9 protein-coding genes are annotated in these 15643 nt (G+C 65.1%); 3 read left to right on the forward strand and 6 right to left on the reverse strand.

Features of this window, described 5'->3' with window-relative positions; translation table 11 throughout:
• Positions 1–60 precede the first annotated feature (60 nt).
• On the forward strand, positions 61–1137 hold the full coding sequence (locus ACQ860_RS04210) for a radical SAM protein (protein WP_431302157.1): 1077 nt from the start codon (positions 61–63) through the stop codon (positions 1135–1137).
• A gap of 66 nt (positions 1138–1203) precedes the next feature.
• On the opposite strand, the gene ACQ860_RS04215 is transcribed toward ACQ860_RS04210, so the two are convergent.
• Positions 1204–3810, reverse strand: coding sequence for a DEAD/DEAH box helicase (locus ACQ860_RS04215; protein ID WP_431302158.1), 2607 nt, complete (start codon positions 3808–3810; stop codon positions 1204–1206).
• 452 nt (positions 3811–4262) lie between these two features.
• Between ACQ860_RS04215 and hpnJ the strand changes: the two genes are divergently transcribed.
• Complete coding sequence (gene hpnJ / locus ACQ860_RS04220; RefSeq protein WP_431302159.1) at positions 4263–5696, forward strand: hopanoid biosynthesis associated radical SAM protein HpnJ; 1434 nt, start codon at positions 4263–4265, stop codon at positions 5694–5696.
• 69 nt (positions 5697–5765) lie between these two features.
• On the opposite strand, the gene ACQ860_RS04225 is transcribed toward hpnJ, so the two are convergent.
• Complete coding sequence (locus tag ACQ860_RS04225; protein WP_431302160.1) at positions 5766–6128, reverse strand: DUF6481 family protein; 363 nt, start codon at positions 6126–6128, stop codon at positions 5766–5768.
• A 93-nt stretch (positions 6129–6221) separates the two neighbouring features.
• Here ACQ860_RS04225 and ACQ860_RS04230 point away from each other — a divergent pair, with 93 nt between their 5' ends.
• Positions 6222–7865, forward strand: a complete 1644-nt coding sequence (locus ACQ860_RS04230; RefSeq protein ID WP_431302161.1) for an NAD(P)/FAD-dependent oxidoreductase — start codon at positions 6222–6224, stop codon at positions 7863–7865.
• Here the strand turns inward: ACQ860_RS04230 and ACQ860_RS04235 are convergent.
• The 4 genes from ACQ860_RS04235 to ACQ860_RS04250 form a co-directional block, all read right to left on the reverse strand.
• Positions 7856–8839, reverse strand: a complete 984-nt coding sequence (locus ACQ860_RS04235; RefSeq protein ID WP_431302162.1) for a lysylphosphatidylglycerol synthase domain-containing protein — start codon at positions 8837–8839, stop codon at positions 7856–7858. The two genes, ACQ860_RS04230 and ACQ860_RS04235, sit on opposite strands and share 10 nt — an antisense overlap.
• A complete protein-coding gene (locus tag ACQ860_RS04240; protein WP_431302163.1) occupies positions 8829–9497 on the reverse strand; it encodes a glutathione S-transferase family protein in 669 nt (222 codons plus the stop codon). The genes ACQ860_RS04235 and ACQ860_RS04240 overlap by 11 nt, the downstream gene beginning before the upstream one ends.
• Positions 9498–9569: 72 nt before the next feature.
• Entirely contained in the window at positions 9570–14087 is a 4518-nt protein-coding gene (gltB, locus tag ACQ860_RS04245) for a glutamate synthase large subunit (RefSeq protein ID WP_431302164.1), read from the reverse strand.
• 5 nt (positions 14088–14092) lie between these two features.
• Positions 14093–15544: an NAD(P)-dependent oxidoreductase gene (locus ACQ860_RS04250; protein ID WP_431302165.1), complete on the reverse strand. Its 1452-nt coding sequence runs from the start codon at positions 15542–15544 to the stop codon at positions 14093–14095.
• Positions 15545–15643 lie beyond the last annotated feature (99 nt).

The raw sequence follows: 15643 nt of genomic DNA on the forward strand, positions 1-15643 counted from the left end.
CCCGGGGGGCGCGGCAGAGGATGCATCATGGCGGCGAATCGTTCCGGTTTCCTGGATCTGTTGAAGCTGGTTCCCCAGGGGGGGCCGGCGATCCTGAACGCCTCCGTCACCAATCTCTGCAACGCGACCTGCGATTTCTGCAATTTCGCGCATGACAAGGGCTTCGTGACCGACCGGCGCATGATGGACGCCGACCAATTCGCCGATGCGCTGGCGCATATGCGCCTCAAGGCCAATGTCCGCTTTGTGACCTTCATGGGCGGCGAGCCGCTGCTGCACAAGCGAATCGCCGAGATGGCGCGCACCGCGAGCGAGATGGGCGTGCAGCCCACCATGGTGACCAATGGCTGGCTGCTGCCCGGGCAGCTGGACTCGCTGAAGGGGACGGGGATCAGCACGATCTTCATCTCGATCGACAGCGAGGATGCGGAGGCGCATGAGAAGAACCGCGGCCTGAAGGGCGTGTGCGAGCGCATCAAGGAAAGCACCGGCCGGATGAAGGCGATGGGGATCACGCCCATCGCGTCCGTCGCGATGACGCGGCTGGTGCGGGATTACGCCGCGCTCGGGCGCTTCCTGAACGAGCTGGGGTTTGCGGCCGTCACCTTCTCCTACCCGCGGAAGGCGGCGCTGGGTTCCTCCTCGCTCGTCTATTCCGAGGATAGCGAGCTGGTGGACATGTCGGTGGCCGAGCTGATCGCGGCGTTTGACGGGGTGGAGAAGGCGCGGGCCGTGATCCCGGTGTTCAACCCGAAGGAGGGCATCGCCGACATGCGGCGCCGCCTGACGGGCCAGGGCGAGCGCTTCATCTGCCATGCGGGGTACAAGTACTTCTACCTCGACTGGAACTACGACCTCTGGCGCTGCGAGGATTGGAACGCGCCGATCAGCAAGGTCATGGATTACCGCCCCGAGATGGCGGTGCGCGACGGCTGCCAGGCCTGCACCACGGATTGCTACCGCGATGCGAGCATCATGCTGCATTTCTCGGTGGCGCTGGGGGACAGCTTCGCCCGGCTGCGCGAGGGGAAGATCGGGGCGGCGCTCTCCGCGCTGGCGGATGGGCGGAACCTGGGGTCACTGGGGGCGGTGATCAATCATGGGCGGCGGATCAGGGGGCTGATTGGGGCGGGATGAGCCGCTGATTTGCGGCTCATCCGATCGAATCAATCTTCGCTAGTCGATGAGGGAAGTTACTTTCCTTTAGCTTCGTCGGAAGCCAAGGATCTTCGCAGCGCTATTTTCTTTCATTTTCTTTAAGATGCTGTCGAGATCGACATTTTCACGAGCAAGAGCGGCTCGTGCCTCTGCCCTCCATGCCAGATCGCCTGGGTTACCAGGATAAATGTTACGTATATGACGAAACGCGGCCAAAGCTCGCTCAGACCAGGCGCGAAAATCGTCAAGCGGCCAAACGGATACGCCTTCAAGATGCGGAACAGCGTCGGTATCAGCCGACTGGGCTCCAGAAATGAGGACAGGTATAATCATTGCATCTGGCGCTAACTGAAGATTCGCTCTCGCCCAAGCCGGATGACTGGCAACCTGACGCGCTTTTGTGACGTCAAGCGCTCCACCTTTGCCCTCTGAGTGGTCTTCGAATATAAAGCATAAATTCTCGTCAACAATCCACCAAGGATCTGGCGCACCGCTAGTTTCTTTATTCCCAGCGTCGTAGCCTAACAGCCTACCCAACTTTTCGTGAGCAGCTTCAAATTTTTCGCTGGAAGTTCCATTGATTCCTTCACGAATTTCCTTCTCTATCCGAACCAGCTTTGTGTCGGTGGTCGATCCGACTTCCTCAATAACGGCCTCTAGTCTCTCCACTAACTGAGCATCGGCCTGGCCGCCCTCAGCAACATCGGCCTTACGGTCTGAATAGCGACCGAGTGCAGTTAGCCAACTGATCCCACGGGTTTCCTTACCGGCGCCCCAAAAGAAATCCTTCGCGACCTGATCCAACTGGCGGCCATCTACAACCGTCGCGAGATAAGCGGCACTTCCCGCTAAATAGCTCCACAGGCCGCGATAGCCGCTAAGTGGATCCCCCTTGAGGTTTGCTAACACGCGTCGAGCGGCTTCCACGGCGCCTTCATAGTCTGCGTTCCACATACGATTCTGAAAATCAACTTCCGCAGCCACTCCGGCGGCGAGTTCGGCATCACCATCAGCACGCCTCTGCGTAGCGTCCTCGCGAAGACCCTGAATGGCAGGCTCGCCGTTCTCCTGCCATTCAGGACTGGTGTCTTGCTCAAGAAATGCCTTCAAATAGTCACGATAATCAGCCGCCGTGGCTCCGCTCGACTGCTCCAAACCAAACTCAACCTCTGCCTGTAACTCGGGATGAAGAAGAGCTCTTTTCTCCCTTTTTTGAAGAAGATTGAGAACCTCATCTCCCAGAACAACAACACAGGAGAAATCGGTTGCTGCCCGAGTGCATCGCCCAAAGGCCTGGACGACCCGCGTCATCATACGGTCATTAAGTAGAATTGCCGCCCCCATTCGGGCCATGATGAATTTTTCTTGTAAATTGATGGCACGAGGCATCCCATCAACAACAAGGAGGCGACACTCATCTCCAGGAAAATCTATTCCATCATATCTATTTGCAAGAACAGCCGTTGCGTTATTTGTCTCAACAAATGAAGACTTGCTTTTTTCAATCTGCTCAGCTGTAAATATCTCGTGACTACAGGAATTTCTGATAAGGTCTCCGAGATAGGTGGCACGTACGGTGGTGGGCGCCAGAACTGTGCACCGAGGGACTGCCTTAATGAGCGTTGGAAGCAGCTCAATATCCTTCTGCTCGGCCAGACTCTTTGACGGGAAAAGGAACAGCCTACGCCCAAGCCCTTGGGTCGCCCAAGTTTCAGGAACAGGAATGCGATGAATGGCCCTGCGACCGGTTAACCGCTCAAGGTCGCCACCTTGACCGAGAGTTGCAGACATATAAATCCGCTGTTTAGCACTATTAAATGGTGTGTGAGACGAACTTGGAACAACCAGAGGCCGCAAGAGAATTTCATTAGAACTTAAATACAGATGACATGCGAGAATATGGCTGCGGAGCACATTCCACGAATACCATGCATCAGATCTCTCAAGGAGATTCTCATCTAATAGTTCCGTAAGTCCATCGGCAATCGAATGTAGAGCTGGAGTAGGCAACTTCTCAATCCAAGCAGCATCGTCAATATATCGTGAAGACTCTAGCATTCTTTTTTGATCTATTTTGCGTAAATTGCCGGACAAGAGCGAAACTAAGCCCTTCCAGAGATTGGGATGGTCAATTTTCTTTACGGAAAGCGACCAGTATGATGCGAAGTTATTTTCTGCAGCATGCGCATCATCAACAATAATAACCTGAGGATCCCTGAATGCAGGGTTGACATTGAATAATCCCTGATATGTTGTCACGACAACGGCATCACTCGCCTCCCAGGCAGATTGCTGATCAGGAGGAAACTGATTTTTCTTACCAATGAGAGGAAAAACACGTATATCATATTTTTCCCTCGCCTCGTTGGCGACCTGAAACGCAAGTTGTCGCGTGGGAACAAGGAATAGTGTGCGCTCCTGGAATGTACGCCGACGCCACTCAGCCAGCAGAACGCCGACCAATGTTTTGCCACTTCCGGTCGGAAGCTGAAACGCTACATCCGGCTTATCTAGTGCATCTTTCTGATATGCGCGCAAAACATCAGCCTGATGAGACAGAAGGCCTGGATATTTCCGCTTTTTGCAGTCATTGAAAAGGGCCTCGGGCGAGGGGTACTTGAGCGAATTACGGACGATGGGTCGAAAAGCCATGAAAGGACACAACGCTCCCAATTGATAGGCCTGCCGGTCAGACCCTCACTTAAGTTATGGTAGCACACTACGTGAACTTCGCTTCATGAAATCGATGCCCGATATGAGCGCGTTCGTTGCGTTGAACGTCGCCCGTTACAACACCGCGCCCGTGGCTCCCCAAGTCACTTTCCCTCGACTTTTCCGGCATTTTTTCCTAAAATCCAGCGCATGCGCGCCACCCTCCCCCACCCCCTGCAAATCCCGGCCCCTCCCCCCTTCGGCGCCAGAGGGGAATTTGTCCGAAACCGCATATCCGCGAAAAACGCACCGCGCGCCCGCAGCGACGCCGCCGCATGCCCCGTCCGCGCATCCGCCGCTGGACTTCAACCGGCAAACCCGGCATCCGTCTCCCGTCCGCCGACTCCCTGGCTTGTCCGGGGGTGGCCCAAGCTCGAAGGCCCGCTTTGCCCATGATGCGCACGCTCTTCCTCCAGGCCCCTTCCTTCGATGGTTTCGACGGTGGCGCCGGCTCGCGCTACCAGGCGCGGCGTGAGATCAAGAGCTTCTGGTTCCCCACCTGGCTCGCGCAGCCGGCCGCCCTCATTCCCGGCTCCAAGCTCGTGGATGCGCCGCCGCACAAGCAGACGCTGGCCGATGTCGCCCCCATGGCGCGCGATTATGACCTCGCGGTGCTGCACACCTCCACGCCTTCGTTTGCGTCGGACATCAAGGTGGCGGAGCGGCTGAAGGCCGAGAATCCGAACCTCAAGATCGGGCTGATCGGCGCCAAGGTCGCCGTCCAGGCGAATGAGAGCCTGCGCGATGCGCCGGTGGTGGACTGGGTCGCCCGCAACGAGTTCGACTTCACGGTGAAGGACGTGGCCTCGGGCATGGACATGTCCGCCATCAAGGGCCTGAGCTACCGCAATGCCGAGGGCGTGATCGTCCACAATGCCGAGCGCCCCATCCTGGAAAACATGGATGACCTGCCCTTCGTGAGCGAGGTGTACAAGCGCGACCTCGACTACACGAAGTACTTCATCGGCTATCTGAAGCACCCCTATGTGAGCTTCTACACCGGCCGCGGCTGCAAGAGCCGCTGCACCTTCTGCCTCTGGCCGCAGACGGTGGGCGGGCATCGGTATCGCACGCGCTCGGTCGGGCATGTGATCGAGGAGATCAAGTACATCCAGGCGAATTTCCCGGGCAACCGGGAGATCTTCTTCGATGACGACACCTTCACCGATGACCTGCCCCGCGCCGAGGCCATCGCGAAGGAGCTGGGCAAGCTCGGTGTCACGTGGTCCTGCAATGCCAAGGCCAATGTGCCGCGGGAATCGCTGAAGGTGATGGCGGAGAACGGCCTGCGCCTGCTGCTGGTGGGCTATGAGAGCGGCAACCAGCAGATCCTGCACAACATCAAGAAGGGCATGCGGGTGGATGTGGCGCGGCAGTTCACGAAGGACTGCCACGAGCTCGGCATCAAGATCCACGGCACGTTCATCCTGGGCCTGCCGGGCGAGACGACGGAGACGATCCAGGAGACGATCCGCTTCGCGGTGGAGACCAACCCGCACACCATCCAGGTGAGCCTGGCCGCGCCCTATCCGGGGACCTTCCTGTGGGATCAGGCGGCGCGCGAGGGCTGGCTCGATACGGCGAACACGGAATATGTGGACGCGCATGGCGTGCAGATCGCGCCGCTGGCCTATCCGCACCTGGCGCATACGGAGATCTTCGACAGCGTCGAGACCTTCTACCGGAAGTTCTACTTCCGCGCGCCGAAGATCGCGTCCATCTGCGGCGAGATGATCACGGACCGGCAGATGCTGGTGCGGCGCCTGCGCGAGGGGGTGGAGTTCTTCCGCTTCCTGAAGGAGCGCGCCAATACGAAGGCGGCGTGAGCGGGGCGGCGCCCCACTGGTCGCACGGACCGGTCACGCGACCGGTCCTTTCCTCACAACCGAAGCGAATTAACGCTTTTTCGCCTTGCGGGCGGCGTAGCGCGCGTCGCGCGCGGCCTTCTGCTCGATGAGGAGCTGGGCGGCCTTGCGCTTGGCCTCGGCGGCGATGCGGGTGGCTTCCTCGGCCTCGCGCTGCTTGGCGGCCTCGGCCTCGGCCTTGGCGGCGGCGATGGCGGCGGCCTTGGCCTCGGCGCGGGCGCGGGCCTCGGCCTGGCGCTGGGCGCGGGCTTCGCCGGCGGCCTTCTGCTCGGCCAGGCGGGCGATCACGGCGGGGTCATCGGGGCCGGGCTGGGCGCGGAAGCGCTCCATGAGTTTGCGCTTGGCCTCGGCGGCCTTGGCCGCGCGGTTTTCGTGGGTGTCTTTGAAGCTCATCACGGGCTGTGTAGCCCAGGCGCGCGCGGGGCGATACGGGGCCTTGCGCATGGCGGGCTTGACGCCAGGGGCGATCGGGGTTGAGGGGGTACCATGCTGCGCCTGACCGAGATCCGCCTGCCGCTCGACCATCCGCCCGAGGCCCTGGAGGCCGCGGTGCGCGCGCGGCTGGGCGGGGCGGCGGTGCAGGGCTTCACCATCTTCCGGCGCGGCTATGACGCGCGGAATCCGAAGCGGATCATGCTGGCCTACACGATCGACGTGGAGGTGGAGGGCGAGGCCGCGCTGCTGGCGCGGGATGCGACGCTGCGGGTGGCGCCGGATACGGGTTATCGCTTCGTGGCAACGGCACCCCAGGGGATGACCGAGCGGCCGGTGGTGATCGGCACCGGGCCGTGTGGGCTCTTGGCGGCGCTGATCCTCGCGCAGTCGGGCTTCCGGCCGATCATCCTCGAGCGCGGCAAGGTGGTGCGGCAGCGCACGAAGGATACGTGGGACCTGTGGCGGCGGAACACGCTGCACCCGGAGAGCAATGTGCAGTTCGGCGAAGGCGGGGCCGGCACCTTCTCGGACGGCAAGCTCTGGTCGCAGATCAAGGACCCCTTCCACTTCGGCCGCAAGGTGCTGGAGGAGTTCGTGAGGGCCGGCGCGCCGGAGGAGATCCTCTACGTCAGCAAGCCGCATATCGGGACGTTCCGGCTCGTGCAGATGGTGGAATCCATCCGGGAGACGATCGAGGGGCTGGGGGGCGAGTATCGCTTCGGCTGCCGTGTGGTGGATCTGGAGCTGGATGATCAGCGCCGCGTCCAGGGCGTGGTGCTGGAGGGCGGCGTGCGGATCGCCGCGCGGCATGTGGTGCTGGCCATCGGGCATTCGGCGCGCGACAGCTTCGGCATGCTGCTGGAGCGCGGGGTGGCGATGCAGGCCAAGCCGTTTTCCATCGGCGTGCGCATCGAGCATCCGCAGTCATTGATCGACCGGCAGCGCTTCGGGCCGCATGCGGGGCACAGGCTCCTGGGCGCGGCGGATTACAAGCTGGTGCATCACGCGGCCAATGGGCGCTCCGTCTACAGTTTCTGCATGTGCCCGGGCGGCACGGTGGTCGCGGCGGCGAGCGAGCCGGGGCGGCTCGTGACGAACGGGATGAGCCAGTATTCGCGGGCCGAGCGCAATGCCAATGCGGGGATCGTGGTGGGCATCACGCCGGAAGTGGATTACCCCGGCGGGCCGCTCGCCGGCATCGAATTCCAGCGGCATTGGGAGGAGCAGGCCTTCGCGGCCGGCGGCGGCACCTATGCGGCGCCGGCGCAGCGCGTGGGGGATTTCCTGGCGGGGCGGCCTTCGACCTCGCTGGGCGAGGTCATCCCCTCCTACCGGCCGGGGGTGACGCCGACGGACCTCTCCACCTGCCTGCCGGATTTCGTGGTGGCGGCGATGCGCGAGGCGCTGCCGGCCTTCGACCGCGAGATCCCGGGCTTCGCGCTGGCGGATGCGGTGATGACGGGGGTGGAGACGCGCACCTCCTCCCCCGTGCGGATCCCGCGCGGGGTGGATTGCCAGAGCCTCAACACGCCAGGGCTTTATCCGGCGGGCGAAGGGGCGGGCTATGCGGGGGGCATCATGTCGGCCGGCGTGGATGGCATCCGCGTGGCGGAGGCGGTGGCGCTGGCCATGACGGATGGCGGGCCGGTGCGGGCTTCGGGCAGCCGGGCGGACAACGCCCTCACTTACGGATAGCCGCGCACCTCGTCGCGGCGCCAGGCGAGCAGCGCGGTGCTGCCGACCAGGATCTCGCGCGTGCGGCGGACCAGCGCGGCGGTGGCCATGGGCGCGACGGGCACGCCCATCAGCAGGCCGCCCGCGATGATCGCCCCCTCCTGCACGCCGGCGGCGCCGGGCAGCAGGAAGCCGGCATTGCGAAGCACCTGCGCGAAGGCCTCGATCACCATGGCCTCGGCGAGGCTGATCGGGTGGCCGATCAGGGTGAGGACCAGCATCATCTCGATGGCGCCCATCACCCAGCAGCCCACATGCAGCATCAAGGCCACGGCAAGCTTCCCGTGATCGGCGTGCAGGCGCAGGAGCGCCGACTGGAAGCGGTCCAGCCAGTGCGGCTCCAGGCGCGGCCAGCGGCGCGAGAGGCGCTCCAGCACGCGGCGCAGCAGGCCGAGGGCAAAGGGGCGCTGCGCCGCCACCAGCAGGGCCACCATGCCCGCGGCGACGGCGATGCCGGTGAGGAAGCCCGAGATCTCCGCGTCGTCGCGGAGCGTGAGGAAGAAGGCGAGGCCGAGGATGGTGAAGACCATCTGCCCCATCGCCTCCAGCGAGATGCCGATGGTGGCCGTCCCGGCCGCGAGGTCGCCTGGCATGCCGTCCCGCACCATCAGGCGCGTGATGGCCGCCTGACCGACGACGGAGCCGGCCGGCAGCAGCGCATCCGCGCCCTCACGGTACCAGCGCAGCTTCAGCATGCGCGTGAGGGTCGGGCGGTCGGCCTGCGGCAGCAGGATCAGCCAGGCCCAGGCGGTGAAGAGGATCTGCGGGACATGCGCGCAGAGGGAGGCGAGGACTGCGAGCGGCAGGCTGGCCAGCACCTGCGGCAGCGTCGCGGCCTCGCCGCTCGCCACCAGCAGGAGCGCCGCCAGCACCAGCAGCGCCAGCATCACCGCGTTGCGCAGCGCCCGCGGCCAGGCGGGCGTGTCAGAAGTCAAGGTCGGCGTAGTGCGGCGGCGGCTCAAGGCCGCTGATCCGGTCGGCCAGCAGCGCGCGGAAGCAGGGGCGCGACTTCACGCGGGCGTACCAGTCGCGCGCCGACTGGTTGTGGCCCCAATCCACGTCATTGGCGTAGTCCAGCGCCGAGAGATGCCCGGCGGCGGCGAAATCCGCCATGCTGATCTGCGCGCCGGCGAGCCAGGTGCGGCGCTCGGCCAGGAAGCCGATCTCGTCCAGGTGGTGCTTGAGGTTGGCATAGCCCTGGCGGATCGCCGTGCCGTCCGGGTGGCCATGGCCCAACTGGCGCTTCAGGTGCCGCTCCCAGATCAGGTTGCGCGAGACCTCCTGCCCGAAGAGGTTGTCGAACCAGGAGAGCAGGCGCCGCACCTCGGCGCGCTCGGCCAGCGTCCGGCCGAAGAGGGGAATGTCGGGATAGGCTTCGTCGAGATATTCGGCGATGGCGTAGCTGTCGGCGATGACGAGGCCGTTTTCCTCCACCAGCACGGGTACGGTGCCGGCCGGGTTCAGTTCCAGGAATTCCGGACGTCGTTCCCACACCTTCTCCACGCGCAGTTCGAAGGGGATGCGCTTCTCGGCCAGCGCGAGACGGATCTTGCGCGAATAGGGCGAGAGGGGAAGGTGATGGAGGATTCTCACCCGGATTTTATGCCACCCGGGGCGCGGCGCGGGAAGGCAGGGCCGCCGTGAGACAGCCCTGCCCGCTTCGCGTCACTCGGCGGCCGCGGCCACTTCCGTCATCGGCCGCGCCAGGTACTTGGCGTATTCCTTCGGCACGATGTGCCAGAAGGCGGCGCGCTCATTCTCCCAGTCGTTGAGGATGCGCGCGGCATGGCGGCTGCCCGTCTCGGCCACATGGCGTTCGATCAGCGCCTTCAGCTCGCCCTCCCAATGGGCGGAGGCGAGGCGCTGCCACTGCAGCGTGTCCTTGTTCACGCGCCGCTCGAAGAGGTTCTGCGGATCGTGGACGAAGGCCTGGCCGCCGGTGAAGCCCGCGCCGAAATTGTCGCCCACGCCGCCCAGGATCACCACCGTGCCGCCGGTCATGTATTCGCAGGCATTGGCGCCCACGCCCTCGACCACGGTGATGGCGCCCGAGTTGCGCACGGCGAAGCGCTCGCCGGCCTGGCCCGCGGCGAAGAGCGCACCGGCCGTCGCACCGTAGAGGCAGGTGTTGCCGATGATGCTGTTCTCATGCCAGGCGAGGCCCGAGGACGGCGCCGGGCGCACCACGATGGTCGCTCCCGAGAGCCCCTTGCCCACATAGTCATTGGCATCGCCGAAGACCTCGAGCTTGAGGCCCCGCACGCCGAAGGCGCCGAGCGACTGGCCGGCCGAGCCGCGCAGCCGCACCGTGAGGTGCCCGTCCTGCAACCCGCTCATGCCGTATTGCCGCACGATCTTCGACGACACCTTCGTGCCGATGGCGCGGTGCGTGTTCCGGATGTTGTAGGCCAGCTGCATCTTCTCGCCCCGCTCGAAGAGCGGTGCGGCGTCGCGCAGCATGTCGGCGTCCAGCGTCTCGGGCACCTCGTTGCGGCCTTCCAGCGTGCAGTAGGGTGCATGCGGGCCCGCATCGGCCTTCACCAGCAGCGGGTTGAGGTCGAGGTCGTCCAGGTCATCCGCGCCGCGGCTCACCTGCTTCAGCAGGTCCGTGCGGCCGATCACCTCCTCCAGCTTGCGGAAGCCGAGCGAGGCCAGGATCTCGCGCACCTCCTCCGCCACGAAGGAGAAGAGGCTGATGACCTTCTCCGGGCTGCCCGCGAATTTCTCGCGCAGCGCCTCATCCTGCGTGCACACACCCACGGGGCAGGTGTTGGAGTGGCACTGCCGGACCATGATGCAGCCCATGGCGACGAGCGAAGCCGTGCCGATGCCGAATTCCTCCGCACCCAGCATGGCGGCCACCACCACGTCGCGGCCGGTCTTCAGGCCGCCATCGGTGCGCAGCTTCACGCGGTGGCGCAGCCGGTTCAGCAGCAGCACCTGGTGCGTCTCGCTGAGCCCCATCTCCCAGGGCAGGCCGGCATATTTGATCGAGGTGACGGGCGAGGCACCCGTGCCGCCGGAATGGCCGGAGACGAGGATCGCATCCGCCTTCGCCTTGGCCACGCCGGCCGCGACCGTGCCGATGCCGGAGCGCGACACCAGCTTCACACAGACCGTCGCATCCGGGTTGATCTGCTTCAGGTCATAGATGAGCTGCGCCAGATCCTCGATCGAGTAGATGTCGTGATGCGGCGGCGGCGAGATCAGCGTCACCCCCGGCGTGGAGTGGCGCAGCTTCGCGATCAGGCCCGTCACCTTGAAGCCGGGCAGCTGCCCGCCCTCGCCCGGCTTCGCACCCTGCGCGACCTTGATCTCGATCTCGCGGCAATTGTTCAGGTACTCGGCCGTGACGCCGAAGCGGCCCGAGGCGATCTGCTTGATGGCGGAATTCGCGTTGTCGCCATTGGCGCGCGGCTTGGCGCGATCCGGGTCTTCGCCGCCCTCGCCGCTGTCGCTGCGGGCACCGATGCGGTTCATGGCGATGGAGAGCGTCTCATGCGCCTCGGGGCTGAGGGCGCCGAGCGAGATGCCGGGCGAGACGAGCCGCTTGCGGATCTCGGTGATGCTCTCGACCTCCTCGAGCGGCACCGCCTTGCGGCCGTCCATGCGGAAATCCAGCAGGTCGCGCAGGGCCACCGGCGCCTGCTTGCGCACCGCCTCGCTGTAGCGCTTGAAGGTCTGGTAGCTGTCGGTCTCCACCGCCTTCTGCAGCGTGTGGATCAGCGTGCCACCAAAGGCATGCGCCTCGCCCGACTGGCGCAGCTTGTAGAGGCCGCCGACCGGCAGCGTGATCACCTCCGAGCCGAAGGCGCGCTCATGCAGCGCCAGCACACGCCGCGCGATGCCGGCCAGGCCGATGCCCGAGATGCGCGAGGGCACGCCCGGGAAATACTCGGCGATCAGCGCGCGGGAGAGGCCGATGGCCTCGAAATTCATGCCGCCGCGATAGGAGGAGATGACCGAGATGCCCATCTTGGACATGGTCTTCAGCAGGCCCTTGTCCACGGCCTTCTTGAAGCGCTCGATCGCCTCCTCGACCGTCAGGCTCGGGAAGAGGCCGCGGCGGTGGCGATCCGCGATGGAGGCCTCGGCCAGATAGGCGTTGACCGTGGTGGCACCCGCGCCGATCAGCACCGCGAAGTAGTGCACATCCAGGCACTCGGCGCAGCGGATGTTGAGGCTCGTGAAGGTGCGCAGCGAGGTCTTCACCAGATGCGTGTGCACCGCCGAGACGGCCAGGATCATCGGGATCGCCGCACGCTCGCGGCCCTGCGCCTCATCGGTGAGGATGACGTGCTGGCAACCGCTGCGCACGCCCTCCTCCGCCTCGCGGCGGATGCGGGCCAGCGCATGGCGCAGGCCGGCCTCGCCCTCGCTCACCGGGAAGGTGCAATCCACTTCGAAGGCGCTGGGGCCCATGTAGTGCCGCATGGCGCCGAACTGCGCGCTGGAGAGCACGGGGCTGTCCAGCATCAGCATGTCGCACTGCGTCGGATCCTCGTCGAGGATATTGCCGAGATTGCCGAGGCGCGTCTTGAGCGACATCACCCGCGTCTCGCGCAGGCTGTCGATCGGCGGGTTGGTCACCTGCGCGAAGTTCTGGCGGAAGTAGTGGTGCAGGCCGCGATACTGGCTGGAGAGCACGGCGATGGGCGTGTCATCGCCCATGGAGCCGACCGCCTCCTGCGCATCCTCCACCATCGGGTGCAGGATCTGCTCCAGCTCCTCCAGCGTATAGCCCATGGCGAGTTGCGAACGGCGCAGCACCTCGCCCGTCATCGGCGCGGGCTGCGGGCTCGCGACCTTCACGATCTCGTCAATCCGCGTGGTGCGGTTCACCCATTGGCCGAAGGGCTTGCGGGCCGAGAGCATGTCCTTCAGCTCGGTGTCGAGGTAGAGGCGGCCGTCATCGAGGTCCACGCCGATGCACTGGCCGGGGCCGACGCGGCCCTTCGCCGAGATCGCGTCCTCCGCGATCTTCACCATGCCCGTCTCGGAACCCACGATCAGCAGGCCCGATTGCGTGACGGTGTAGCGCAGCGGGCGCAGCCCGTTGCGGTCGAGGCCCGCCACCACCCAGCGGCCATCCGTGCCGCAAAGTGCCGCCGGCCCGTCCCAGGGCTCCATCACCGCGTTGCAGTAGAGGAAGAGGTCATGGTGGCGCGGCGGCATGGTCGCGTTGTTGCCGAGCGATTCCGGAATGAGCATGGCCTTGGCCATGGGCGCATCGCGGCCGCCGCGCACCAGCAACTCGAAGACGTTGTCGAGGCTCGCCGTGTCGGAGCCGCCGGCCTGCACCACCGGCTTGATGTCCTCCAGATGCGCATCCAGCAGCGGGTGCGAGAGGCGCGTCTCGTGCGCCTTCATCCAGTTCACATTGCCCGAGAGCGTGTTGATCTCGCCATTGTGGGCGATCATGCGGAAGGGCTGCGCCAGCCGCCAGGTCGGGAAGGTGTTGGTGGAATAGCGCTGGTGGTAGATGGCGAAGCGGCTGACGAAGCGCTCATCCTGCAGGTCCGGGTAGAATTCGCTCAGCGATTCCGCCAGGAACATGCCCTTGTAGATGATGCTGCGCGCCGAGAGCGAGCAGAGATACAGCTCCGGGATCTGCGCCGCGATGGCCTGCTTCTCGATCCGCCGGCGAATGACGTAGAGGTCGCGCTCCATCGTCGCGATGTCGCGCTGCTCGGGGTCATGGATCAGGATCTGCTCGATTTCGGGGCGGGTCGCATTGGCCTTCTCGCCGATCACGCTCGCGTTGATCGGCACCTGGCGCCAGCCATAGATGCCGTAGCCGCTGGCGAGGATCTCCGTCTCGACGATCTGGCGGCAGCGCTCCTGCGCGCCGAAATCAGTCTTCGGCAGGAAGACCTGGCCGACGGCGATGGGGCCGGGCTTCAGCGTGTCGCCGCCATTGCGGACGGCCTCGGCGAAGAATTCCTGGCTGATCTCGACATGGATGCCGGCGCCATCGCCGGTCTTGCCATCGGCATCCACGGCGCCGCGGTGCCAGACGGCCTTGAGCGCATCAATGCCCGCCAGCACCACGGCGCGCGTGGCCTTGCCGTTGAGCGAGGCGACGAGGCCGACGCCGCAGGCGTCATGCTCGGTCGTGTCGATGCCGGCCTGGTTCAGCAGGGCCGCATTGGAGACGTAGTTCTGGATGTAGTTGCTTTCCATGGTCCTCACTCCGCCGCCGTCATCATTTCAGAGGGGGCCAGCTTGGCCTTTGCCCTGACATAAGCCTCGATCTGCGCGGCCGCGTCGCGGCCGTCGCGAATGCCCCAGACCACCAGCGAGGCGCCGCGCACGATGTCGCCGCCCGCGAAGACGCCCGGCAGCGCCGTCATCATCGTCTTGTGGTCCACCTTCAGCGTGCCCCAGCGCGAAACCGGCAGCGCGGGCTCATTGAAGGCGCGGGGCAGGTCCTCGGGGTCGAAGCCCAGCGCCTTGATGACGAGGCTCGCGGGCTGGACGAAATGGCTGCCCTCGATCGGCTCCACCTGCTGGCGGCCGGTGGCGTCAGGCAGGCCCAGATGCATCTTCACGGCGCGCACGCCGGTGACATCGGTCGCACCCAGGAAGGCCTCTGGCGCGGAGAGCCAGAGGAACTGAACGCCCTCCTCCTCCGCATTGTTCACCTCGCGCATGGAGCCCGGCATGTTCGCCTTGTCGCGGCGATAGAGGCAGGAGACGGACTTCGCCCCCTGGCGGATGGCGGTGCGGACGCAGTCCATGGCGGTGTCGCCGCCGCCGATCACGACCACATCCTTGCCGGCCGCGTTCAGCGCGCCGCTGTCGAATTCCGGCACGGCGTCGCCCAGGCCCTTGCGGTTGGAGGCCGTGAGGTAGTCGAGCGCGGGGACCACGCCATTCAGCGCGCTGCCGGGCAGTTCCACGTCGCGCGCCTTGTAGACGCCGGTCGCGATGAAGACGGCGTCGTGCCGCTCGCGCAGCTGCTCCAGCGTGATGTCCTGGCCCACCGCCACGTTCAGGTGGAACTGGATGCCGCCCGCCGCATATTGCTCCCAGCGGCGGAGCACGACGTCCTTCTCCAGCTTGAAGTTGGGGATGCCGTAGATCATCAGCCCGCCGACGCGGTCGTACCGGTCATAGACATGCACCTGGAAGCCGCGCACGCGCAGCCGCTCGGCGGCGGCGAGGCCGGCCGGGCCGGCGCCGATGATGCCGACGGACCAGGGCAGCTCGCGCGTGGGGGTCGGCGGCTTGATCCAGCCATTCTCCCAGGCGGTGTCCACGATGTATTTCTCGACCGAGCCGATCGTGACGGAGTCGAAGCCCTTCTCGATGACGCAATTGCCTTCGCACAGGCGGTCCTGCGGGCAGACGCGGCCGCAGATCTCGGGGAAGGTGTTGGTGGCGGAGGCGACCTCATAGGCCTCCTCCATGCGGCCTTCCGCGGTGAGCTTCAGCCAGTCGGGGATGTTGTTCTGCAGCGGGCAATGCACCTGGCAGAAGGGCACGCCGCACTGGCTGCAGCGGCTGGCCTGCTCGGCCGCCTTCTCGGGCGCGAAGCGGGCGTAGATTTCGTTGAAATCCTCGCGACGGGCGGTGGCGGCGCGTTTTTCCGGCGTCTGCTGTTGGAGGCGGACGAATTGCAGCATGCGCTCAGCCATCGGAACACCCTCGAAACGGATTTCGCCGCAAGGATGCGCGGCGCGGGATGCCCTTAACCAAGCTTTTCCCGTCGCGCCAGAGGGAAAATCGCATTCAGG

The sequence above is a fragment of the Sediminicoccus sp. BL-A-41-H5 genome (assembly GCF_050632405.1).
In the GTDB taxonomy this organism is placed as follows: Bacteria; Pseudomonadota; Alphaproteobacteria; order Acetobacterales; family Acetobacteraceae; genus Roseococcus.

Excerpts from the sequence above, each read along its gene's own strand:
- ACQ860_RS04230 (WP_431302161.1), top strand. The coding sequence starts at position 6,222 with ATGCTGCGCCTGACCGAGATCCGCCTGCCGCTCGACCATCCGCCCGAG.
- hpnJ (WP_431302159.1), top strand. The coding sequence starts at position 4,263 with ATGATGCGCACGCTCTTCCTCCAGGCCCCTTCCTTCGATGGTTTCGAC.
- ACQ860_RS04250 (WP_431302165.1), bottom strand. The coding sequence starts at position 15,544 with ATGGCTGAGCGCATGCTGCAATTCGTCCGCCTCCAACAGCAGACGCCG.
- ACQ860_RS04215 (WP_431302158.1), bottom strand. The coding sequence starts at position 3,810 with ATGGCTTTTCGACCCATCGTCCGTAATTCGCTCAAGTACCCCTCGCCC.
- gltB (WP_431302164.1), bottom strand. The coding sequence starts at position 14,087 with ATGGAAAGCAACTACATCCAGAACTACGTCTCCAATGCGGCCCTGCTG.
- ACQ860_RS04225 (WP_431302160.1), bottom strand. The coding sequence starts at position 6,128 with ATGAGCTTCAAAGACACCCACGAAAACCGCGCGGCCAAGGCCGCCGAG.